Raw genomic sequence first — 22,215 nt, forward strand, 5'->3', positions numbered from 1 at the left:
CCGGATCAGACCCAGCCTTCCAGCACCTGGTTGGGCGGACGGTGGCCGTCGGCCCAACTGCGGATATTGGCGATCACGCGCGCGCCGGTGCCATCGCGCCCCTCGAAGGTGGCCGACCCCATATGCGGCAGCAGCACGACGTTGGACAGGGCCAACAGCCGCGTATCCACCGCCGGCTCATGCGTATAGACGTCCAGCCCCGCGCCCGCGATCCGCCCTTCGGAAAGCGCGACGATCAGGGCTTCCTCGTCCGTGATCTCCGCGCGGGAGGTGTTGATGAAATAGGCGTCGGGCCGCATGAGGGCGATCCGCCGTCCGTCCATCATCCGCCGGCTGTCGGCGTTCAGCGGGCAATGGATCGACACGATGTCGCTGTCGCGCAGCAGCGAATCGAGCTCAGGATACCAGGCGGCCTCCAGTTCCTGCTCCACCTCGAAGGGCAGGCGATGGCGGTTGTGATAGGCGATGGTCAGGCCGAAGGCCCGAGCCCGCGCGGCGACCGCGCGGCCGATGCGACCCATGCCGATGATGCCCAGCTTCTTGCCGCCTATGCGATGGCCCAGCATGCCCGACGGGCTCCAGCCGCGCCACTGCCCGGTGCGGACCAGCTTCTCCCCTTCGGCCAGGCGCCGGGGGACGCTGAGGATCAGCGCCATGGTCATGTCCGCCGTATCCTCGGTCAGGACACCGGGCGTGTTGGTGACGATGATGCCCTTCCGCCGCGCGGCCGCCAGGTCGATATGGTCCACCCCGCTGCCGAAGCTGGCGATCATCTGCAACCGCTCCGGGGCGGCGGCAATCATCGCCGCGTCGATCTGGTCGGTGATGGTGGGCACCAGCACGTCGCACTGCGCCATGGCTCGGGCGAGCGCGGTGCGGTCCATCGCACAGTCCTCGACGTTGAAGCTGGTGTCGAACAGTTCGGCCATGCGCGCCTCCACATTGGGGGGCAGGCGGCGCGTGACGATGACGCGCGGCTTGGCGGGGCGCGGTTTTCTGGCCATGAATGGCCGCTATTCCTGCCCGCCCGCCCGGTCAAGCGCTTATGCCCGCGCTGCAAGTCAGTGATTGTCGCGCGGGCCGGCCCCGGTCTATGAGAGGGCTGTAGGGCTGGTTGGGAATGATCCGGTGATGAAGGGGTATCTGCTGGCGGCAAGCATGGTCGCCACGCTCATGGTTGCGGGCAACGCTGTGGCGGCGCCCACCAAGCAGGTGCCCTATTGGGCGTCGATTTCCCAGGACGAAGCGCGCATGCGCGTAGGCCCCAGCCTGGATTACCCCTCCAGCTGGATCTATCGCCGTCGCGACCTGCCGGTGAAGGTGGTGCAGGTGCTGGGCCAGTGGCGCAAGGTGGAGGATCCCGACGGCACGCAGGGCTGGATGCATGTCCGCCTGCTGAGCGACACGCCGACCGCGATCGTGCGCGCCACGGTCGCACCTCTGCGCGAATCCGCCAGCGATGGCGCCCGCGCCCTCTATCGCGCGGAAAAGGGCGTGGTGGGTCGCCTGTCGTCCTGCTCCGGGGGCTGGTGCGTCCTTGATGCGCACGGCCAGCGCGGGTTCGTGAAGGCGGGGGACATATGGGGGGCGGTGGAGTAGTCGCTCCACCGCCACCCCCTCGTTCAATACCCTACCATTCATAGGCCTTGGGCAGCGCGCCGGGCCGCGGCGTCGCATAGCGATCCCGCAGCTTGGTCTGGCGGTTATCGATCGGCTGCTGCACGCCGTCGATCCACACCGCGACCGGCGCGGATTCCATCTCCAGCGGATCGCCGTCCCAGATCACGACATCGGCCGCCTTCCCGGCCTTCAGCGATCCAATCCGGTCGCCCAGCCCCATGGCCTCGGCCGGGGCGGAGCTGATCGTGCGGAAAGCCTGCCCCCAACTGAGCCCGGTCGCGCCCGGTATCTTGTTCAGCGCCACCATATTGCCCGCCTGCTGCGTCGCGAGCCTCAACTGCAGCCCCTCGTCACGGTCCATCAGGCCCATGGAGACCGGCACGCCCGCCTTCACCATCCGCCCGACATTGCTTTGCGTCGCCGCCAGTTTCTCGAAGGCGGATGGCAGGTCGTCCAAGCCGCCGGCGATCACCGGCACCTTAGCCGCCGCGATCTGCGGCGCGACCATCCAGCCTTCGGTCGCCCCCGCCAGGATCAGCTTCAGCATCGGGAAATCCTGCTTCAGCGCAAGCACCGACAGGATGTCGCGCGCGCTTTCGGCATGGACCATCAGCGGCATCTGGCCGTTCACCACCGGCACCAGCGCCTCGGCATCGGCACGGTTGAGCAGGCTGTCCTTCGACCGACCGTCATAGCTGGCCGGCGCCTTCGCATAGTCCTGCGCCTCGCGCAGCATCGTCCTGAACGTCAGATAGGCCGCCGGGCGGCTGCCGCCCGCACCGCGCGCGCCCTCCTCGCCCATCTCGACATATTGGAAGGCGCGGGCCTTGGTGATCGGGCTCATGTCAGCACCCAGATCCACGACAGCGCCCTGCCCCGCGAAGATGCCGCTGCCGGCCGACGGGACGACCACCGCCCGGGTCACCCCGGCCGTGCGGCTAATCGCCACCGGATTGGCCAGCGGGTTGATCGCCGGAGCGACGTCGATCGCCGCGGAGAAGGGCGAGCGCGCCTCCGTATCGTTGGTCTGGCGCACGCCGGGCACCTCGACCAGGCCGACGCGCGAATAGCCGGACACGAGGCCTGGCGTCACCCATTTGCCGCTGCCGTCGATGGTCTTGGCGCCGGGGGGCACCGCGACGCCCGCACCGGCCGCCACGACCTTGCCGCCGGTGATGACCACGGTGCCGTTCTGAATCGGCTCCGACCCGTCGCCGATCGCGACGGTGGCGCCGGTGATGGCGATCGTCTGGGCAAGCGCGGGAACGCCGGCCGATCCGCCGAGCAGAGCGGCGGCGAGCAGCGCCCGCGCCGGGCGAAGGCGAAGAGCGACCCGAAGGGTAGAACTGTTCTTGTTCATTTCACGTCTCCCGCGCCAATCTGGCCGAGTTCGAAGTCGCTGACCGGACGCCGCTTGGGGTCCATCGCGTCGTAGAGCAGCGCGCCGTCGATCCACACCTTTTCCGGCCGGGTATAGGTGCTGAAGGGGTTGCCGTTCCACAGCACGACGTCGCCCATCTTGCCGGGCTTCAGGCTGCCGGTCCGGTCGGCGATGCCCATGGCCCGCGCCGGGTTGATCGCGAGCCAGGTCCAGGCGACCTCGTCCGAGATATTCATCCCCATCCGCCGCCCGGCGCCCAGCGCCTTGGCGGCTTCCTGGTTCAGCCGCTGGATGCCGTTCTCGTCGTCCGAATGGACGATCGCGCAGGCACCGGCCTGGTGCACCAGCGGAATATTCTCCTTGATGCCGTCATAGGCTTCCATCTTGAAGCCGTACCAGTCGCCCCACATGGCGGAGCAGATACCGTTCTCCCGCAGCAGGTCGGCGATCTTGTAGCTTTCGACCGCATGGTGGAAGGCCGCGACCTTGTAGCCGAACTCCTTCGACATATCGATGACATTGGCCATTTCGTCGGCGCGGTAGCAATGGTTGTGGACCAGGATCTTGCCTTCCAGCGTGTCGGCCAGCGTTTCCATGGCGAGGTCGCGGACCTGCTCCTTCCCGGCGGCGCGCTTCTTCTGATATTCGCGCGCCTTGATCCAAGTCTGGCGGTTGACGGCCATGTTGCCCATGCGGGTGCTGGGCTCGCGGCCCTTGGAGCCATAGACCCGCTTGGGATTCTCGCCGCAGGCCATCTTCAGGCCCTGCGGCGCGCCGGGGAACTTCATCCCCTGCATCGTGCGGGCGTAGACATTCTTCAGCGTCACGCTGCGCCCGCCGAACAGGTTGGCCGATCCGGGCAGGATCTGCAGCGTCGTCACGCCGCCATTGGCAAGCGCGCGCGAGAAGCCGGGATCCTGCGGCCAGACGCTGTGCTCCGCCCAGACATGCGGCGTGACAGGAGAGGTTGCCTCATTTCCATCCGACAGCGCCTCGACGCTGGGGGACGGATAGTCGCCCAGATGGCTGTGGATGTCGATGACGCCGGGCGTCACATATTTGCCGGTGCCGTCGATCACGACGACATCGGCCGGGATCGGCGTGTCGGGACCACCGACCGCCGTCACCTTGCCATCCGACAGGAAGACGACGCCCCCGTCGATCCGCGCGCCTTCGCCGTCGAAGATCGTCGCGCCGCGGATCACCGTCGGTCGGCCCGGAAACGGCACATAGGTCGAGGGATAGGGGTTTTCCGGCTCGGCGGAGGACCCTTGGGTCTGCGCCGGCTTGTCGTCCTCCTTCTTCGCCACGGCCTGCCCGCTTACGCCCGCCAGCAGCGCGAGCGACAGCAGCATGAGGCTGCGTCTCTTCATCATGCGATCCCCTGTTATTGTTGCGCCGGGGCGCCTTCGCCCAGGTGCATCATGCGTTTGACATAGGGCGACACCAGCAGCACCAGCGCCCCCACGATGATGGCAAACCAGCCGATCTTGCCATAGACGTCAAGCACCTGCGTCACCGATCCGTCCTCCCCGCCCCCCGTCGCGCGAGCGATCAGGCCGGCGATGAAATTGCCCGCCGCCATCGCGAGGAACCAGGTGCCCATTACCAGCCCGACCATCGAGGAGACGGACAGCCGCGTCATCGCCGACAGGCCGACCGGAGAAAAGCACAGTTCCGCCATGGTATGGAGCAGATAGATCAGGAAGACGAAGATCACCGGCGTCAGGCTGGCGCCCGCCATCTTTGCCCCTGCGACCAGCACCAGGAAGCCGGCGCCGCACAGCACCAGACCGATGCCGAACTTCGCGGGCGAGGACGGTTCCAGGCGCCGCCGGTCGAGCAGGGTCCAGAGCAGCGCGAACAGCGGGGCCAGCAGGATGATGAAGACCGAGTTGACCGACTGGAACAGCGACGCAGGCACCTCCCACCCCAATATGGCCCGGTCCACATGGCGATCGGTGAAGATGTTGAGTGACGATCCGGTCTGCTCGAACAGGCCCCAGAAAAGCGGGTTGAGCGCGATCAGGAACAGCGCCGCGAACATCCGGTCGCGGTCCACCGGCGACAGCACGGCCACGGCGCGCCAGACGATATAGGCGACGGTCAGCGCGGAGAAGACCAGCAGCGCATAGCCGAGCAGTTCGGCATAGCGGATCACCAGCCAGATCGCGACCACGCCCAGCGCCGCGCCGACATAGATCGCCCATTCGCGCGTCAGCCCGACCGCGACGGGCTCGCACAGGGCCTTCGGCTCGGGCGGCTCGCCCTGCCCCAGCAGCCAGGGCTTCAGCCACACGAACATGACGAGGCCCAGAAGCATGCCGACGCCCGCCGCGCCGAAGCCCCAGCTCCAGCCCCAGCGCTCGCCCAGCAGGCCGCAGACGATCGGCCCCAGCATCCCACCCATGTTGATCCCCATGTAGAAGATCGAATAGGCCGGGTCTCGCCGCGTGTCGTCGCGCGGATAAAGCTCGCCCACCAGGACCGAGATATTGGCCTTCAAAAAACCCGTGCCGACGATGATGCTGGCGAGCGCAAGGTAAAAGCCGTTGAGGAACAACGGATCCTGGCCACCCGGCCCCTCCGTCACCGCGATCAGGAAATGGCCGAAGGCGATGAAGATGCCGCCGGCGAACACCGCCTTGCGCGGCCCGAGATAGCGGTCGGCCAGATAGCCGCCGATGACCGGCGTGATGTAGACCAGGGAGGTGTAGGCGCCGTAGAGGAGATAGGCCTGCTCGTCGCCGAACAGGAAATGCTTGGTGAGGTAGAAGATCAGGATCGCGCGCATCCCGTAATAGGAAAAGCGCTCCCACATTTCCGCGAAGAACAGCAGGTACAGCCCGCGCGGATGGCCGAGCCAGGTCTTGCCCGCCCCGGCGATTGCCATGTCTGAGGTCGCCATGAGCCCCTTTGGTTGCCTTATATCGTTCCGGCCCACGGCCGGCGGATGGCATGGGTGTAGAGCGGGACGGCCCGTCCTGTCAAAAGCGGAGCTTGGGCAGGCGAAAGTTTGGGTTGCAGCGCCTTCCCCTGATACACAGCTCCAGGCCGGATGGGAAAGCGCGAACGCGCCCTTGCGCCGAGAGCCGAGCCGCGCCATCTGTCCTGCCGATGTTCAACGACCGTTCTACCCCTCTCTCGCTCCTCCAGACTCGTCGCTCCGGCAAGCCGCGCGACCTGGTCGCACCCGGCCCCGATGACGCGCAGTTGCGGGAGATACTGGAAGTCGCGCTGCGCACGCCCGATCACGGCAAGCTCGCCCCCTGGCGCTTTGTGATCGTGCCGGCGGACAAGCGCAGCGCCCTGGCGGACCTGCTGGAAGCGTCCTACCGCGCCGAGAAGCCCGATGCCGGGCGGCTGGAGATCGAGGCGATGCACCAGTTCGCGCATCAGGCGCCGACATTGGTGGTCGCTCTGTCCGCCCCTGTCGAGGGGAGCAAGATTCCGTTGTGGGAACAGGAACTGTCGGCTGGCGCGGCGATCATGAACCTGCTCCACGCCGCCCATGCGCTGGGGTTCGCCGGCGGCTGGCTGACGGGCTGGCCCTGCTATAACGGGGATGTGCGCACCGCCTTTGCCGGTGAGGGCGAGCGGATCGCCGGTTTCGTGTTTCTGGGCACGCCGGGGAAGCCGCTCGAAGAACGACCGCGGCCAGATTATGACAAAATAGTATCTATATGGGACAGATAGTTACTTTTGTACGACAAAATAGCATAGCGTCCTGAGTTGACGCGCATGGCTGTATTATGCCACTGATGCACTATGGCCGACGACTCCAAGCCCGTATATCTCCGCCTGCGGGAGATTATTGCCGCTTCCATCCTGGACGGCGACTATGCTGATGGCGATCTGCTTCCCTCGGTTCGCGCCTTCGCGGCGCAGCAGGGCGCCAATCCGCTGACCGTGGCGAAGGCCTATCAGAGCTTTCAGGATGACGGGTTGGTGGTGGTGAAGCGCGGGGTCGGCATGTTCGTCGCCGAGGGCGCGACCCGTCGCCTGCGCGAGACGGAACGCTCCCGCTTCCTCGATACGGTGTGGCCGCCGGTGGCGCAGCAGATCCGCCGGCTCGGCCTGCGGCTGGACGATCTGGACCTGCAGAAGGCCTGACCGTTTTCCCGCCCTTCTTCGCAAGAAAGAAGCAGCGTCGGGTTTTCCATTATGCCGCCCGGCATGACCGGTACCGGCAAAAGAAAGGGCGCCTAGAGGCGCCCTTCCCATTCCATCCTGATCCCGCGGATCAGAAGGTCGTCGACAGCGAGAAGTTGAAGGTCGTCCCGATGTCATAGGCGTTGTACGTCACCGTATTGGTGCCGTTCGACTGGGTTTCCTTATATTTGTTGCCGGTGATGTTCCGCGCTTCGAACTTGAAGTCGAACTGGCGGTCCAGCACATGGATGCCCTGCCGGACGACGAAGTCCAGGTTTATGCCCGGATATTCATACACGTCGGGCTGGTCCTGGTTGGCAAGGCCGCGGCTGGTAACGCGCTTGCTGGCATAGGACAGGATCAGGGTCTGCTGCGACAGATTCTCCTGGTCTTCCAGGCCAAGCTGGAAGTTCACCAGATGGTCCGACTGCCCCGTGAGCGGCGCGCCGTCGCGGAAGAAGTCGGTCGCCAGGGTCGACGATGCGCCGAACACCGCGACCGTGTCGCCCTCGCTGACCTTCAGCTTGGACTTGGTATAGGTGTAGTTGGCGATCGCCACCACGCGGCGGGTCGAGAAGAATTCGCCGCTCGCCAGGTTGGCCCGCCTTATTCACCAAAAGTGTCCTGAAGGGTTGGCGGGAGTGGCGTAAGCCTCTGATCTGAATTAGGAACTGGGTGTCTAAGCCGAACCTGCCGCAGGGCAGAAAATGCCACGGGCCACACCCGCCATGAACGATGATATCGCAAGCTCATTTGGATTCCCAGCAGTCGGCCGCAAGAAAATCACAGCTGCGTTCGACGGTGGCCGGCTTACCTCGGATGGCGGTGTTCTACTGCTTGCACAGGCCGAGCGCGCGATGGGGATTTGCCAGCGCCTGGCGGCTTGTATTGCCGATCCGCGCGATCCAGCGCGGGTGATCCATCGCCTGGATGACATTCTGCGTGCCCGTGTGTTCGCGATTGCGTGCGGCTATGAGGATGCCGATGATCTCGATGCTCTGCGCGACGATCCAGGCTTCCGCCTGGCGCTCGGCAAGCTGCCGGAATCGGGCGCGGGGCTGGCCAGCCAACCGACGATGAGCCGGTGGGAAAATGCACCGACTACGCGCGAACTGGCCAGCATGATGGCCGCGATGATCGACATCTACTGCGCCAGCTATCCCGCCCCTCCGACAGCGGTCACGCTGGATATCGACGACACGTGCGACGTCGTGCATGGCTATCAACAGCTCTCGTTCTGGAACGGGCATCATGGGGAGCGCTGCTTCCTACCGATCCATATCTACGACACCGCGACCGGCAGGCCGGTGGCCATGCTGCTGCGCACAGGCAAGACGCCTTCTGGAAAGGAGGCGGCGGGGCACATCCGACGCCTGGTGCGTCACCTGCGCCGTAATTGGCCCGATACCCACATCACTATCCGCGGCGACGGGCACTATGGTCGACCCGAGGTCATGGCCTACTGCGATGCGGCCCGCGTCGATTACGTGTTCGGCCTGCCCACCAATTCAGCGCTGCGCGCCGATCCCGCCATTGTTGCGGTCGCCGATGCCTGCGCGGTCAAGCGCGCCCAGCGTCAGTGTCCCGTCCTGCGCAACTATGCCGAGACCCGCTATGGGGCAAAGACCTGGAAGTGCCAGCGTCGCGTCGTTGCACGGATCGAGGCCAGCACGCTGGGCATGGACATCCGCTATGTCGTCACCTCGTTGGCAACAGGATCGGCCGAGCACATCTACGACACGCTCTACTGCGCGCGTGGTCAGGCCGAGAACCTGATCAAGCGCCACAAGTCCCAGCTCGCCAGCGACCGAACCTCGTGCCGCTCGGCCAATGCCAATCAGATGCGCCTGATACTGCACACTGCCGCATACTGGCTGCTATGGCGCATCCAGCAGGCGATGCCCAGGACCGCTGCTCTGGCAAGCGCGGAGTTTACCACCTTGCGCCTGCGGCTGCTCAAGGTCGCTGCGCGCGTCGTAGAAAGTGCTAGCCGCATCCGCATTGCCTTCGCTTCCGCCTGTCCGGATGCCGACCTGTTCCGCGCCCTCGTTCTCCGGCTGAAGCCTGCGCCGACGTAGCCCATGCGGCAGCGCCGCAGAACTCCGAGCCCAGCCCTTCAACCCGAAAAGCCCATCAATCCGAATGCGGTGAAACAAACGCCAGCGATGCCGGTCGTCCGCGCAATACAGCCAGCCGCAGCAAATGCCCAGAGCGGGCCCGAAACCGAGCGTCGTGAATAAGAGAGGTTGGAGAGGTCGAAATATTTCTGCAGCTCGACTTCGCCGCCATAGAGGCGCGCCTTGGGGGCGTTGGCAAAGCTGGTGATGAACTCGCCGCCCGTGATGAAGGTCTCGATCGGGTTGTCGATATTCTTGTAGAAGCCCGACAGCGAGAAGCGCTGGTCACGCCCGAAATACCATTCATAGCGGGCTTCCGCATTGAACAGCTTGCTGTCCTGCAGGAAGGGGTTGCCCTGATAGCGGCGGTTGGTGTCCGGGTCGAAGTAGAACTGATAGATCAGCTCGCGGAACTGCGGCCGCGCGATGGTCTTCGACGCATTCAGGCGAACCTGCATGTCCGGGCGGAACTGCCAGGTGAGCGTGGCGGCGGGCAGCCAATAATCGTTATCGAGGCTCGTCGCCGCGGTGCTCGCGCCCGGAACGGTGAAGACCTGGATCGGGGAAACGACTTCCTTGGCCTTCTCGTAGCGGACGCCGGCGTCGATCGACAGCTCCGGCGTGATCTGCCAGTTGAGCTTGCCGTATCCGGCATGGTTGCGCAGCGTCGCGCGGAAGGCGGGATTGCCCTCGTTGGTCTCGATCAGGACGATATTGTAATGATCGACGACCGCCGGCTCGAGCAGATAGTTGGGCCGGAACATGCCGACGCCCTGCGGAAAATCGCTGGGCGCGGTGAACTGGAAGTCGCGGCGTGAGCTGGTGCGGTTGGTGTCCAGGTAGGCATAGCCCGCGGTCAACGACAGGTCCGGAACGGGCTTGTAGGTCAGGTCGATGCCGCCGGACCACAGATCCTCGTTCAGGTCCGAATAGCTGATCGTTGCATCACCGCCATTGCCGTTGTTCAGGCGGTTGACGAAATAATTGCCATAGGGGTCGGACGCCGCATTGGTCCGCACATATTCCAGCGTCAGCTCCTCGGGCGCCTCGCGCTGCGAGTTCGCATAGCCGCCGCGCACGTCCACGCTGAACTCGGGCGACAGCTTGAATTCACCGACGAGCTGGGTGTCGATCAGCTGCCGCTCATACCAGGCGGTGTCCTGCTGCATGAAATCGACGTCGGTTTCCTGGCGATGGCCGATACCGAGCCGCGTGTGCTTCAGCGTGTCGCGGATATAGAGGTTGGTCCAGCGGATCTTGTTGTCGCCGAACTCCAGGCCGAGGCCGAGCAGGCCGTTCACGATGATGCGGTTGTCGGTCGTGACGCGCTGGAAATCATTTTCCAGCGTGCCGAGGTCGGGGGTCAGCGAGTTCTGCTGGCGCTGGTCGCGCGTCACCCACCGATTGCTGTAGCCCGCCGTCGCGATCAGGCCCAGGGTGGAACCGCCCAGGTCGAAGGACGTGCCGCCCGAGACGGTCGTCGTGAAATTGGGCTCGATGTCCTTGATGCGGTGCACCAGGCCGTTGTTCGCGTTGACGAGTTGTCCTGCGATCGCCGTGGTGTCGACATTGCCGGAACTGATCCGCTCGCCGCTCTTCAGGAAGGCGGCCATGGCAGGGGCGATATCACGCCGGCCGTTGTCGAAGCCGGTCCAGTCGCTGGCGCTGCCATAATAGCTGTAGCCCATCTGGAACGTCGTTTCGGTATTGGCGCCAATGCCGCCGCTGACGGTCAGGAAGCTTTCGGCCGGAACCGCGCTGGTGGTCAGGTTGATGACGCCGCCGCCGAATTCGCCCGGATAGTTGACCGAATAGCTCTTCTGCACGAGCGAGGAGGAGACGATGTTGGTCGGAAACAGGTCGAGCGGGACGACTCGCTTCAGCGGCTCGGGGCTGGGCAGCGGCGAGCCGTTGAGCAGCGCGAGCGAATAGCGGTCGCCCAGGCCGCGGACATAGACGAAGCCGTTGCCCACGACGCTGAGGCCGGTGACGCGGCCCAGCGCGCCGGCGATATTGCCTTCGCCCGTGCGCGCGATGTCCTGCGACGACAGAACCGACACGACGGCGGGCGCGCTGCGCTGGATGTTGGCGGTGCGCCGCCCGGTCACGACGATGTCGCCGCCAGGGATGGACACGTCCGGCGGCGTTCCCTCGTCCTGGCCGGCTTCGGTCGCCGACTGCCCCGGCGCGGCGGCCGGATCGGCGGCCTGCGGATCAGCGGTTTGCGCGATCGCGGCGGGGGCGATCAGTGCGGATGAAAGGAGCAGCAGGCCCGCGAACTTGAGCGGCGTCGCCATCTAATGTCCCCTAATATTGAATTTGCGCAATCGGGGCGGAAGGCGGCTCGCATGAGACCGTCTCCCGCCCCGTATATGGGCTCAGGCGGCCCTTAGGTGATCGGCAGCGACGTGCACGCGCGGTTCGCGTTGCTGGTGCTGTCGAACGGCGCGTAGGCGGAGTTGCAGGTCCAGCCCTTGTACCAGTTGTCGTTCGCGTCCTTGACCGCGCCGATATAGGTCGTCGTGTCGAAGAAGGAGTCGAGCGTCTTGGCATCGAAGGCCGGCACAGCGGTCTCGGTCGCGCCGTTGATGAACAGGCTGCTCAGTGTAGCCGTGTAGGCATCGTTGTTGTTGTTCGTGCCGGTACCGAAGGCCGTCGCGACCTGTGCGGCGGTGATGCTGCCGGTGCCGAGATACTTGGTCGCGTTGCACTGCATGACCACCGAGCGGGCGGTCAGCGTCGCCGGCGTCGTGCCCGAACCGTTCATGCGGATGCACTCATTGTTCGGCGACACGATGATGCCGTTGATCAGCGTCGTGTCGGAATTGCCGCGGAACAGGCCGGATGCCAGGTCGTTGCCTTCGTTGTTGGCACTCGTCTGGCTCTGGATCGCGGTGAAGTTCGCGACCATCAGGCTCTGACGCGGCGTATCGGACTCGAAGCCGTTGCTGTCGATCTCGAACAGCGCGTCGCCCGCGCCCGGACGCTGGATGACCAGCGCATACTGGATGCGGTTATTCGCGCCCGTATCACTGTCGATGCTGTCGTCGTCCGCGCCGGTGGCGATATAGTGCTTCAGCCGCACGACGCCGCCGAAGAATTCCGCGCCATCGTCGGAGCTGTTGTGGCTCTGGATATAGTCCAGGGTGGTGCCGCTGCCGACACCCTCGGTGGTCAGCGCCTGCAGTTCGGTGTTGGCGCCAAGGACGTAGCCCGAATAGCGGATCTGGACGTACCGCATCGTGCCGCTGCTGTCGTTGTCGATCTGGCCGCCGAACACGGCCGGGTCAGCCGAACCTTCGGTCTGGCGCTCGCAGGTGCCCGCACCGACCGAGCCGGTGGTGCAGTCCGTGACGCGCGCACGGCCCATCAGCACGACGCCGCCCCACTGGCCGATCGACGAGTCGGTCGACAGGCCCAGCACATTGTCGCGGCTGGTGAAGATGATCGGCCTCTCGGCGGTGCCGACGGCATTGATCCGGTTGCCGCGGTTGACGGCCAGCCAGGAGGTGCCGGTCGAGCCATAGACGATCACGCCCGGCTCGATGCTCAGCGTGACGGAGGGAATGGTGCAGCCGGCCGGAACAGCGCTGTCGCTCGGGCCGCGGTCGCAGCCGACGTTCACGCGGCCGGGCAGCGCATAGAGCAGGCCGGGCACCTTGGTCAGCGTGATCGACTGGTTGATCGTCGCGGGCAGCTCGCAGATGCGCCACACGCCGGTCGGGGTGGTTTGCGTCACGCCACGGTCGACGAAGGGATTTGCGCCCGCAGGCAGGGTCGGACAGCCGCCGGCCGGGGTCACCGTCGCGGGCGGTGTCGGCGTGGGGGTGGGCGTCGGGGTCGGCGTCGGCGGCGGATTGATGATAACGTCACCGCCAGTGCCGGGCGATGCGATGTCGTCAGCGCCGCAGGCGCTCAGGGCGACGCAGGCGCAGCTCGCCATGAGGATGGTGTTGAAACGGTTGATCTTGGCCATGAGGTCTCCGCTCCGGCGCGCGCCGGCTTGTGATAGGAATGCGGAGCGCCAAGGGGATGCGAATCGGACAACGCCCCCTGTCGCCCTGGGGCGGCAGTTAGGCGTCGCAGATGACAGGCTCGTTTTCCTTTTGTGACTCTACGGAGACGATAAAATTTCACTTCCATGACAAAGGGCGCCACCCATCGGCGACGCCCCCTTGTCTTGCCAGGCCCTATGACCGGCGATCAGCGCATCGCGTAGCTGGGCGACAGCCGCTCCATGGCGCGAATGGCGATCTGGCGCGACGACGCTTCGCTGCCATCCGCCAGCGCGAGCGTCATGTCGGGCGCTGCGCGCGCCGCCGAATAATAGGCACGCGCCTCCTTCATCCTGCCCATGCCGGCATAGGCATTGCCGAGGTTGATCAACCGCGCAGGATCACTTGCCGAGTCGATGATGCGGTCGGCGTTCAGCACTTTCACTGCATTTTCGAAGTCGCCAGCCTGCAAAGACGCCGCCGCCAGCCGACCGTCGGACGAGCTGACTGCCTGCTGGGGTTGAGCCAGGGCGATCGCCGGCGCCGCAGCGAACGCGAACCCGATAACCATCGCCATCTTCCGCATCTCATTTCTCCTGAAAAAACTTTCTATCATAGCCAGGAGTATTTCACTTTGATGACATGGCAGCAAGATGGGCGGGAGGCCACGCAAGCAAATTTTATAGCATAAGAATCAGAGTGTTATGACATTTTCGCCATATTGTCATAAAAGTGCAATCGAAAGATGAAGCAAAAAAATCCCGCGATTCGAATCGCGACGGCCGCCCTGCCCTGGCGGGACGGCGTCAGCTTAACATCTGTGGGGAAGGGTCCGGAGGGTTCTGTTGCCCGGCCCCTCCGGCGGCCGCTGAATTCCCTTCTGTTGCCCGGTGGGTTCAACCGCGTTCTTTTTGGGTAATGTCAGGCCGTGAGGCCATCAATTACGCAGCAAGAGCAAGAGCCTCGTTATCGTTGGCACTTGTAGGTTTTGAACCTTTTTACGGCGTACTCAGGCCGGGTGAAGGCACCGCTTTTCAACACACGTCGATCCTAGTTCGGCCCCATCAGAACACCCCGTTCGACGGGGCTTTTGGTGGAGCCGCCGGGTACTGCCCCCGGGTCCGCTGCGCCTATTGCACGACACGATTTATCACCATAGCCGGGCGAACCCGGCACTATCCATATGGGGGAAACGGCCGCGATTTTCAACCGCTTCCCCATGACGCGTTCAAGCGATGGCGAGATTGACCACGCGCGGCTCGGCGGGCGGCAGGCCGGCACTCTTCGCCTGGGTCATCAGTTCCTGCTTGCGGGCGATCATCGCGTCGCGCAGCGCCACCAGGTCGGCATCGGTCTTGCGGCATTGGGCGAACATGCCCTCGCCCCGCATCTCTTCCTCATGGACATGGTGCTTGATCTCCTCGGACAGCACCTTGACCTTGGCGTCATAGAAATCGTCCTCCGGCGATCCCGCTTCTATATCGTTCACCAGCACCTTGGCGCCGTCATGCTCGACATAGGCCTCGTCCAATGTGTCGTCTTCGATCTTCCCGCGAAACGCCGGATAGAAGATCTCCTCCTCGATCATGGTGTGGACCTTCAACTCCAGGCAGATCTGCCGGGCAATATCGCGCTTGCGAGCGGCGGCGCTGGCGGTCTCGAACTTTTCAAACAGATCCTCGACCTTGCGGTGGTCGGCCTTCAAAAGAGCAATCGCGTCCGTGAACTGTTCCTGCACCATCTTGTCCTCCTCATGAAACCGGGCGCGATGGAAGCGGTCGAGGCGCTCACGGGTTCCAGGAAATCATACTGCTCTGGATCAAGCTGCCTCTCATTCGTAGCCGACGTCATGCGCATGGGGCTTTGCATGCCCGTCGGTGCGCAGATAGCGCGCATCGATCTTTGCAAGCAGCTCTTCCGCCTTCTCGCCGCCCACCATCTTCATGAGTTCATCGACCTTCGCCTCCAGCCGATCGTCATTCTCCTTGGAGGCGGGCGATCCGACATAGAGGAAATAGGCGAGTCCCACGACCTGCCAGATGAGCTGGAGGAATTCCGACTGCCAGTTTTCGAATGTGTCACGGCCCATTTCGATGGCATAGGCCGCCAGTTCCGGCGGCTGCCCATGCGCCTGCGCCTCATCGACATAGGCCCACCAGCCGAACAGCCAGTGCCCCGCGATCGACACCAGGAAAAACAGGGCCGTGATCCAGCCATAGGCGTAGCGCTTCATCATCTTCCTCCTCCTCGAGCGGAGACGGAAGAACGCCCGCCGGCAGGGCTGGTTCAGGACAGGAGGCCTTGTCGTCCCCTTTCCATGTCGAGGAGGTAGCGCTTCGCCTCCAGACCGCCCGCGAAGCCGGTCAGCGCACCGTCGGCGCCGACGACGCGATGGCAGGGCGCGATGATGGAAATGGGGTTGCGGCCATTGGCTGCCCCCACCGCTCGACTGGCCGTCGGCCGTCCGATCGCCCGCGCCACCTGTGCGTAGCTGCGCGTCTCGCCAAAGGGTATGGCGAGGAGCGCGCCCCACACCGCCCGCTGAAAATCCGTCCCTCGAAAATCCAGAGGCAGGTCGAACGCGCGGCGTTCGCCCGCAAAATATCCGTCGAGCTGCCGCGCCGTTTCCTCAAGCACCGGATGATCGTGCCGCGCCGCCCGTTCCGCAAGGCGCACTCGCTTCGGATCGTCATCCTCCCACAGCACGGCCACCAGCCCGGTGTCGCTTGCCACCAGCCCCAACTCGCCCACGGGCGACGCGAAAGTCCTGAATCCCAGCATGGTCTTCTCCTTCCTGCCTGCGGAAGGGATAGACCTGTCTTTCCGCCACGCCTTCCCGGACCTTGCGGCCAAAAGCGGCTATTTATTTCAGCCCGCCGCCCATCGCACGATACAGCTCGATCATATTGGCCGCCCGCGCCACCCGCGTGGCGAGCAGCGACTGCTCGGCCGTGTACAGCGCGCGCTGCGAATCCAATGTCGTCAGGAACGGGTCGATCCCCGCACGGAACCGGGCCTCCGACAGGCGATAGGCAGTCTGCGCCGAATCCCGCAGCGACGTCTGCGCCTCCAGCTGCGCGGTCATGGTGCCGCGCCGGGCAAGGGCATCGGCAACCTCGCGGAAGCCGGTCTGCACGCTCTTCTCATAGGTCGCGACCATCGCGTCATAGGTCGCCCGCGCATAGCGCAGATTGCCCGCATTGCGCCCGAAGTCGAAGATCGGCAGCCGCGCCGAGGGCGCCACCGACCAGTAGTCGCTGCCCGACCCGAACAGGTTCGACAGCCCCAGGCTGAGTGTGCCGAACGCCGCCGTCAGCGAGATGGTGGGGAAGAAGGCAGCCCGCGCCGCGCCGATATTGGCGTTGGCGGCGCGCAGTTGATGCTCCGCCGCGGCGATGTCGGGACGGCGCAGCAGCAGGGTCGACGGAAGGTCCGCGGGCAGGTTCGCCAGCGTCACGTCGCCTTCCGGCAGGGTGGACGGCAGGTCATCTGCGCCGAGCGTCGTGCCGGCGAGCAGGTTCAACGCATTCTGGTCCTGCGCCACCAGTGTCGTCGCCTGGGCGATGTCGGACCGGGCCTGGTCGTAGCTGGTCTGCGCCTGCCGCACTTCCAGTTCCGACGCGATCCCCTTGGCGAAGCGCGCCCTGGTCAGTTCCAGCGTCTGTCCGAACGCCGCTTCCAGGCCGCGCGCGATACGCAGCCGCTCCTGATCGCCGGCCATGGTGACCCAGGCGGTGGCGATCTCCGCGACCAGGGCCACCTGCGCCGCGTTGCGGTTCTCGACCGAAGCGAAATACTGCTCCTGCGCGGCCCGACTGAGGTTGCGCACGCGGCCGAACAGGTCGATCTCCCACGCGGAGATGCCGACCGACGCATTATAGATGTCGGTCCGGCCGGAAATTCCGCCTGCGCCGCCGCCCGGCCCCTGCTGGGCGAAGGGCTGGTCCTGGTAGGTGGCGCTGCCATTGGCGCTGACGGTGGGGAAAATCCCCGCCCGCTGCACGCGATATTGCGCCCTCGCCTGTTCGACATTGGCCAGGGCGATGCGCAGGTCGCGATTGTTGGCCAGCGCTGTGTCGATCACTCGCGCGAGGCGGGGATCGACGAAGAAGTCCCGCCAAGCGGTATCGGCGGCGGCGACTGCGGCCGCACCGCCGTCCTGCGGATAGGCTGGCCCTTGCGGGCTGTCGGCCGGCACCGGCAGTTCGGGCCGGACATATTTGGGCGCCATGTCGCACGCCGCCAGGCTCAGCAGCAGGCCGCCGGAAAGCAGATGTCGGATGGTGGTCATCGTCTTCATGGACTTTCTCAGCTTTCCTGCGGCTGGGCAGGCACATCCCCAGCCTCCTGCTCGTGCGCGCCGTGGTGATGCTCGCGGAACAGGCGCTTCACCACGGTGAAAAAGACCGGGACGAAGAAGATCGCCAGCACCGTCGCCGACAGCATGCCGCCGACCACCGCCCAGCCGATCGCATTTTGTCCGCCCGCACCCGCCCCGGTCGATACCGCCAGCGGCAGCACGCCGAAGATGAAGGCGAAGCTGGTCATCAGGATCGGTCGCAGGCGCAGCTTGCCCGCCTCCAGCGCGGCTCGCGCGGCCGGCATCCCTTCCCGCATCTTTTCCTCGGCGAACTCGACAATCAGGATCGCGTTCTTCGCCGACACGCCGATCGTGGTGATCAGGCCCACCTGAAGATAGATGTCGTTGTTGAGCCCCACGAGGGTCGATGCCAACACGGCGCCGATGACGCCCAGCGGCACCACCAGGATAACGGCGATCGGGACCGACCAGCTTTCATAGAGCGCGGCCAGGCACAGGAAGACGATCAGCAGCGACAGCGCATAGAGCGCCGGCGCCTGTCCGCCCGCCGTCCGTTCCTCATAGCAGGCCGTTGACGAAGTCGGCGGTGGCTGATTCAGTGCGGCAGTGGGATTGTCTGGCGGGTTAGCGGCGATGGCGATGGGGCGTGATAGCGAGGTCCAGTCCGATTTGATCGTGACGTGGGCGGAGATACCGCGTTCACCGGGGCATGTTTTCTACGACAAGCTCCAGAAGCTGCTGGCCGAGGCGGGCTTCGATGGCTTTGTCGAGAAGACGTGCAAGCCCTATTATGCGCCGCGGATGGGAGCCCCGTCGCTGCCGCCGGGCCGCTATTTCCGCATGCTGCTGATCGGCTATTTCGAGGGCATCGACAGCGAACGCGGGATTGTCTGGCGCTGTTCGGATTCGCTGTCGCTGCGGGAGTTCCTGCGACTGTCGAGCCGCGACAAGGTCCCTGATCATAGCTGGTTGTCGAAGACGCGGAGCCGCCTGCCGCACGAGGTACATGACCAGATCTTCGGCTGGGTACTGGCCCTCGTCGCCGGGCACGATCTGGTGAAAGGCGAGCGGATCGGCGTCGATGGCTCGACCATGGAGGCGAACGCCGCGCTGCGTACCATCGTGCGGCGTGACAATGGCGAGACCTACCGCGAGATGCTGGTGCGCATGGCGCAAGAGAGCGGCATCGACACGCCGACGATCGACGACCTTGTCCGGCTCGATCGCAAACGCAAGGGCAAGAAGCTGTCGAATGCGGACTGGGCGAGCAAGACCGATCCCGACGCGAAGGTCGCGCGGATGAAGAACGGCTCGACGCGTCTGGCCTACAAGCCCGAACACGCGGTCGATCTCGACACGGGTGTTATCGTGGCAGCGCCGATCCACCCGGCCGACAAGGGCGACACGACAACGCTCGACGCCACGCTGGAGACGGCAGCACGCAACCTCGCCGACATTGGCCTGGCGCCGACGTCCGGGGATCCCTGCGATCTTGTGACCGATAAAGGCTATCATTCGCGCGAGCTCCTCAAGGGTCTCGACGGCGACATCTGGAAGACGCGCATCGCCGAGCCGGCACCGCCGAATGGATATCTGCGCTGGCACGGCGACGAGGCTGCCCAGAAGGCCGTCTACGCCAATCGGTCTCGCCTGAAATCCGCCGTCGGACGCAAGGCGATGCGCAAGCGTGGTGAGATGGTCGAGCGTAGCTTTGCCCACGTCCTGGATCGCGGCGGCATGCGCCGCGCGTGGCTGCGCGGGCGCGAGAATGTTCACAAGCGTTATTTGATCCACGTCGCCGGGTTCAATCTTGGCATTCTCATGCGCGCCCTGTTCGGTTGCGGCACTCCGAGGGGCGCCAGGGGCGCATCCAAGGCATTCTTGTTCGTAGTTCAGACCGATGTTGCGCTCGTCATCGCCCTCGTCGCCGAGTTCGACGGAGAAAGGGCCATGCTCCTCATCGTTTTTACCCCTGAAGGCGCTGACAGACCCGGCTGAAAACCGACTTCGTCACCGCGCTGATAGGAAATCCCGTTCCACGAGAAGCCCATGCCCGCCGGCAGCTTGGCGGCGAATTCCTCCATCGCCTGCATCGCGTCGCCGCTGCTGACGCCGGGAGCCGGAGCCCCCATGATCTGCATCGACGGGACGCCGTTGAAGCGCTCCAGGCGTGCCGGTCCGTAAGCCCATTGCGTGGTCGAGAAGGACGACAGCGGCGCCATGATCCCCGAACTGCCGCGCACATGCAGGTTGCCCAGCGCCTCTGGCGTGGTGCGGAACGGTGCATCGGCCTGCACATAGACGCGCTTCACGCGGTTGCGGTCGATGAAGTCGTTGACATAGGAGCCGCCCATGGCGGTCGCCAGCGCATCGTTCACGTCGGCCTGCGCGATGCCGAGCGCGCCCGCGGCCGCCTGATCGACGTTGAGCTTGAGCTGCGGCACGTCCTCCAGGCCGTTGGGCCGGACCTGGATCAGGCGCGGATCGGCCATCGCCATCCCCAGCAGCTGGTTGCGCGCGGCGAGCAGCTTCTCGTGCCCCAGCCCGCCCAGGTCCTGGAGCTGGAAGTCGAAGCCGGACGCGTTGCCCAGTTCCTGCACCGGTGGCGGGACGAAGGCGATGACCATGCCCGACGTGATTTTGCGGAACGCCCCGTTGGCGCGCTGCGCCACGGCGGCGATGCCGTTCTCCTTGCCCTTGCGATATTCCCAATCGCGAAGGCGAACGAAGACGATGCCGACATTCTGCCCCTGCCCGACGAAGCCGAAACCGGCGACGGTGAATACCGCATCCACATTCTTCTTCTCGTCGTTCAGATAATAGTCGCGCACCTTGGCGAGAGTCCGCTCGGTCTCCTCGATCGTCGCGCCCGCGGGCAACGACACCTGATTGATGATGCGCGCCTGATCCTCGTCGGGCAGGAAGCCGGTCGGCAGGCGCAGGAACAGGAATGCCATGCCGCCGACGATCAGCGCATAGACCAGCATGGTGCGGCCCCAGCGCCGCTCCACCTTCTCGACCGTGTCGCCGTAGCGCCGCCGGCCATTGTCGAACGTCCGGTTGAACCAGCTGAAGAAGGTGCGGTCGAGCCAGCCGAAAACACCCTTCTGTTCGCCATGATCCTTGCTGTGCGGCTTCAGGATCGTCGCGCACAGCGCCGGCGTCAGGATCAGCGCGACCAGCACCGACAGCACCATCGACGATACGATCGTGATGGAGAACTGGCGGAAGATCACGCCGGTCGACCCGCCGAAAAAGGCCATCGGCAGGAACACGGCGGACAGGACCAGGCCGATGCCGATCAACGCGCCGCTGATCTCGTCCATGGATTTCCGCGCGGCTTCCTTGGGACTGAGCCCCTCTTCCTGGATGATGCGCTCGACATTCTCCACGACGACGATCGCGTCGTCGACCAGCAGGCCGATCGCCAGCACCATGCCGAACAGCGTCAGCGTGTTGATCGTGAAGCCGGCCGCGTAGAGGATCGCCAGCGACCCCAGCAGCACGACGGGCACGGCGATAGTTGGAATCAGGGTCGCGCGCCAGTTCTGCAGGAACACGAACATGACGACGAAGACCAGCAGGATGGCTTCGACCAGGGTATGGACGACCTGCTCCACCGACAGCTTGACGAAGGTCGAATTGTCGATGGGGAAATCATATTTCACCCAGGTCGGGAAGGTCTTGGACAGATCGGCGACGCGCGCCTTCACCGCCTCCACGGTGTCGAGCGCATTGGCGCCCGGCGCGAGCCGGATCGCGAAGCCGGAAGCCGGGTGGCCGTTGAACTTCACCTTGAAGCCGTAGCTTTCCGCGCCCATTTCGACGCGGGCGACGTCCTTCATGCGGACCGTCGACCCGTCGGGATTGCTGCGGACGAGTATCTCCCGGAACTCCTCCGGCGTCTTCAGGCGCGACTGGGCGGTGATGGTGGCGTTGAGCGCCTGCCCGTCGGGCGAAGGCGTGCCGCCGATCTGCCCCGCGGAAACCTGCGCATTCTGGGCACGGATCGCGTTCTTCACGTCACCCGTCGTGACGCGCAGCGTCGCCATCTTGTAGGGGTCGAGCCAGATGCGCATCGCATAGGACGATCCGAACAACGTCGTGTCGCCCACGCCCGTCACGCGGCTGATCGGGTCCTGCAGCGTCGATGCAATGAAGTCCGCCGCATCGACGTCGTCATGCACCCCGTCCTCGGAATAGACCGCGAGCACCATCAGGAAGGCGGCGGTCGACTTGGTGACGCGCAACCCCTGCTGCTGCACTTCCTGCGGCAGCAACGGCGTCGCCTGCGCCAGCTTGTTCTGCACCTGGACCTGCGCAATGTCGGGATCCGTCCCCTGCTCGAATGTCAGGGTAATGGCCAGATTGCCCGCGGAATCGCTGGTCGAAGAGAAATAGCGAAGATGGTCGATGCCCTTGAGCTGCTGCTCGATGACCTGGGTCGTCGTGCTTTCCAGCGTCTCGGCGTTGGCGCCTGGATAGACCGCATTGATCTGCACCGTGGGAGGCGCGATTTCCGGGAACTGCGCCACCGGCAGCTCGCGGATCGCCAGCAGGCCCGCAAGCATGAGGACGATTGCGATGACCCATGCGAAAATGGGTCGGTCGATGAAGAAACGGGCCATG

General features: G+C 65.0%; 18 protein-coding genes, 1 other RNA gene and 1 pseudogene. 5 read left to right on the top strand and 15 right to left on the bottom strand.

The features are described 5' to 3' along the window. Window positions 1–5 precede the first annotated feature (5 nt). The gene (locus tag M529_RS30760; RefSeq protein ID WP_021317100.1) at window positions 6–1,004 is read right to left on the bottom strand and encodes a 2-hydroxyacid dehydrogenase; all 999 of its coding nucleotides are present in this window, start codon (window positions 1,002–1,004) and stop codon (window positions 6–8) included. 127 nt (window positions 1,005–1,131) lie between these two features. Between M529_RS30760 and M529_RS30765 the strand changes: the two genes are divergently transcribed. Continuing rightward, window positions 1,132–1,599 carry an SH3 domain-containing protein gene (locus M529_RS30765; protein WP_021317101.1) on the top strand — a complete coding sequence of 156 codons (468 nt, stop codon included), beginning with the start codon at window positions 1,132–1,134 and terminating at the stop codon, window positions 1,597–1,599. A gap of 31 nt (window positions 1,600–1,630) precedes the next feature. Here M529_RS30765 and M529_RS30770 read toward each other — a convergent pair whose 3' ends face one another. From M529_RS30770 to M529_RS30780, 3 genes are read right to left on the bottom strand one after another with little or no spacing between them, the layout of a single operon-like run. After that, entirely contained in the window at window positions 1,631–2,980 is a 1,350-nt protein-coding gene (locus M529_RS30770) for an amidohydrolase family protein (RefSeq protein WP_021317102.1), read from the bottom strand. Further along, a complete protein-coding gene (locus M529_RS30775) occupies window positions 2,977–4,374 on the bottom strand; it encodes an amidohydrolase (RefSeq protein ID WP_031294599.1) in 1,398 nt (465 codons plus the stop codon). Before M529_RS30775 ends, M529_RS30770 begins: the two co-directional genes overlap by 4 nt. 14 nt (window positions 4,375–4,388) lie before the next feature. Next, window positions 4,389–5,909 carry a peptide MFS transporter gene (locus tag M529_RS30780; protein ID WP_021317104.1) on the bottom strand — a complete coding sequence of 507 codons (1,521 nt, stop codon included), beginning with the start codon at window positions 5,907–5,909 and terminating at the stop codon, window positions 4,389–4,391. 209 nt (window positions 5,910–6,118) lie between these two features. Between M529_RS30780 and M529_RS30785 the strand changes: the two genes are divergently transcribed. Next, window positions 6,119–6,697 (top strand): nitroreductase family protein, encoded by a 579-nt coding sequence (locus M529_RS30785; RefSeq protein WP_031294601.1) that lies wholly within the window; start codon window positions 6,119–6,121, stop codon window positions 6,695–6,697. A 72-nt stretch (window positions 6,698–6,769) separates the two neighbouring features. After that, window positions 6,770–7,114 (top strand): GntR family transcriptional regulator, encoded by a 345-nt coding sequence (locus M529_RS30790; RefSeq protein WP_021317106.1) that lies wholly within the window; start codon window positions 6,770–6,772, stop codon window positions 7,112–7,114. A gap of 130 nt (window positions 7,115–7,244) precedes the next feature. Here the strand turns inward: M529_RS30790 and M529_RS30795 are convergent, their stop codons facing one another. Continuing rightward, window positions 7,245–7,712 carry a hypothetical protein gene (locus M529_RS30795; protein ID WP_236617655.1) on the bottom strand — a complete coding sequence of 156 codons (468 nt, stop codon included), beginning with the start codon at window positions 7,710–7,712 and terminating at the stop codon, window positions 7,245–7,247. Between the two features lie 169 nt (window positions 7,713–7,881). On the opposite strand from M529_RS30795, the gene M529_RS30800 reads away from it, so the two are divergent. Next, window positions 7,882–9,231, top strand: coding sequence for an IS1380-like element ISSp1 family transposase (locus M529_RS30800; RefSeq protein WP_013039775.1), 1,350 nt, complete (start codon window positions 7,882–7,884; stop codon window positions 9,229–9,231). A 38-nt stretch (window positions 9,232–9,269) separates the two neighbouring features. Here the strand turns inward: M529_RS30800 and M529_RS30805 are convergent, their stop codons facing one another. From M529_RS30805 to M529_RS48255, 9 genes and pseudogenes are all read right to left on the bottom strand, one after another. Then, window positions 9,270–11,567: a TonB-dependent receptor domain-containing protein gene (locus tag M529_RS30805; RefSeq protein WP_021317108.1), complete on the bottom strand. Its 2,298-nt coding sequence runs from the start codon at window positions 11,565–11,567 to the stop codon at window positions 9,270–9,272. A 92-nt stretch (window positions 11,568–11,659) separates the two neighbouring features. Beyond that, window positions 11,660–13,246 carry a hypothetical protein gene (locus M529_RS30810; RefSeq protein WP_021317109.1) on the bottom strand — a complete coding sequence of 529 codons (1,587 nt, stop codon included), beginning with the start codon at window positions 13,244–13,246 and terminating at the stop codon, window positions 11,660–11,662. 227 nt (window positions 13,247–13,473) lie between these two features. Then, the gene (locus M529_RS30815; protein WP_330217773.1) at window positions 13,474–13,842 is read right to left on the bottom strand and encodes a tetratricopeptide repeat protein; all 369 of its coding nucleotides are present in this window, start codon (window positions 13,840–13,842) and stop codon (window positions 13,474–13,476) included. A gap of 292 nt (window positions 13,843–14,134) precedes the next feature. Continuing rightward, window positions 14,135–14,478, bottom strand: a transfer-messenger RNA (tmRNA) gene (ssrA, locus tag M529_RS48250). Between the two features lie 15 nt (window positions 14,479–14,493). Next, a complete protein-coding gene (locus M529_RS30820; RefSeq protein WP_021317111.1) occupies window positions 14,494–15,006 on the bottom strand; it encodes a hemerythrin domain-containing protein in 513 nt (170 codons plus the stop codon). A 90-nt stretch (window positions 15,007–15,096) separates the two neighbouring features. Beyond that, complete coding sequence (locus tag M529_RS30825) at window positions 15,097–15,501, bottom strand: DUF6766 family protein (RefSeq protein ID WP_021317112.1); 405 nt, start codon at window positions 15,499–15,501, stop codon at window positions 15,097–15,099. A gap of 50 nt (window positions 15,502–15,551) precedes the next feature. Then, window positions 15,552–16,046, bottom strand: coding sequence for a methylated-DNA--[protein]-cysteine S-methyltransferase (locus tag M529_RS30830; protein WP_021317113.1), 495 nt, complete (start codon window positions 16,044–16,046; stop codon window positions 15,552–15,554). A gap of 82 nt (window positions 16,047–16,128) precedes the next feature. After that, window positions 16,129–17,556 carry an efflux transporter outer membrane subunit gene (locus M529_RS30835; protein WP_031294606.1) on the bottom strand — a complete coding sequence of 476 codons (1,428 nt, stop codon included), beginning with the start codon at window positions 17,554–17,556 and terminating at the stop codon, window positions 16,129–16,131. 17 nt (window positions 17,557–17,573) lie between these two features. After that, window positions 17,574–18,149: pseudogene (locus M529_RS48255) on the bottom strand (efflux RND transporter permease subunit); the annotation flags it as partial. A gap of 70 nt (window positions 18,150–18,219) precedes the next feature. Here M529_RS48255 and M529_RS30845 point away from each other — a divergent pair. Beyond that, complete coding sequence (locus M529_RS30845; protein ID WP_013039168.1) at window positions 18,220–19,584, top strand: transposase; 1,365 nt, start codon at window positions 18,220–18,222, stop codon at window positions 19,582–19,584. Here the strand turns inward: M529_RS30845 and M529_RS30850 are convergent. Beyond that, complete coding sequence (locus M529_RS30850) at window positions 19,479–22,214, bottom strand: efflux RND transporter permease subunit (RefSeq protein ID WP_021317116.1); 2,736 nt, start codon at window positions 22,212–22,214, stop codon at window positions 19,479–19,481. The genes M529_RS30845 and M529_RS30850 overlap by 106 nt on opposite strands. Window position 22,215: the final 1 nt, after the last annotated feature.

The sequence above is a fragment of the Sphingobium ummariense RL-3 genome, from assembly GCF_000447205.1.
Taxonomy (GTDB): Bacteria; Pseudomonadota; Alphaproteobacteria; order Sphingomonadales; family Sphingomonadaceae; genus Sphingobium; species Sphingobium ummariense.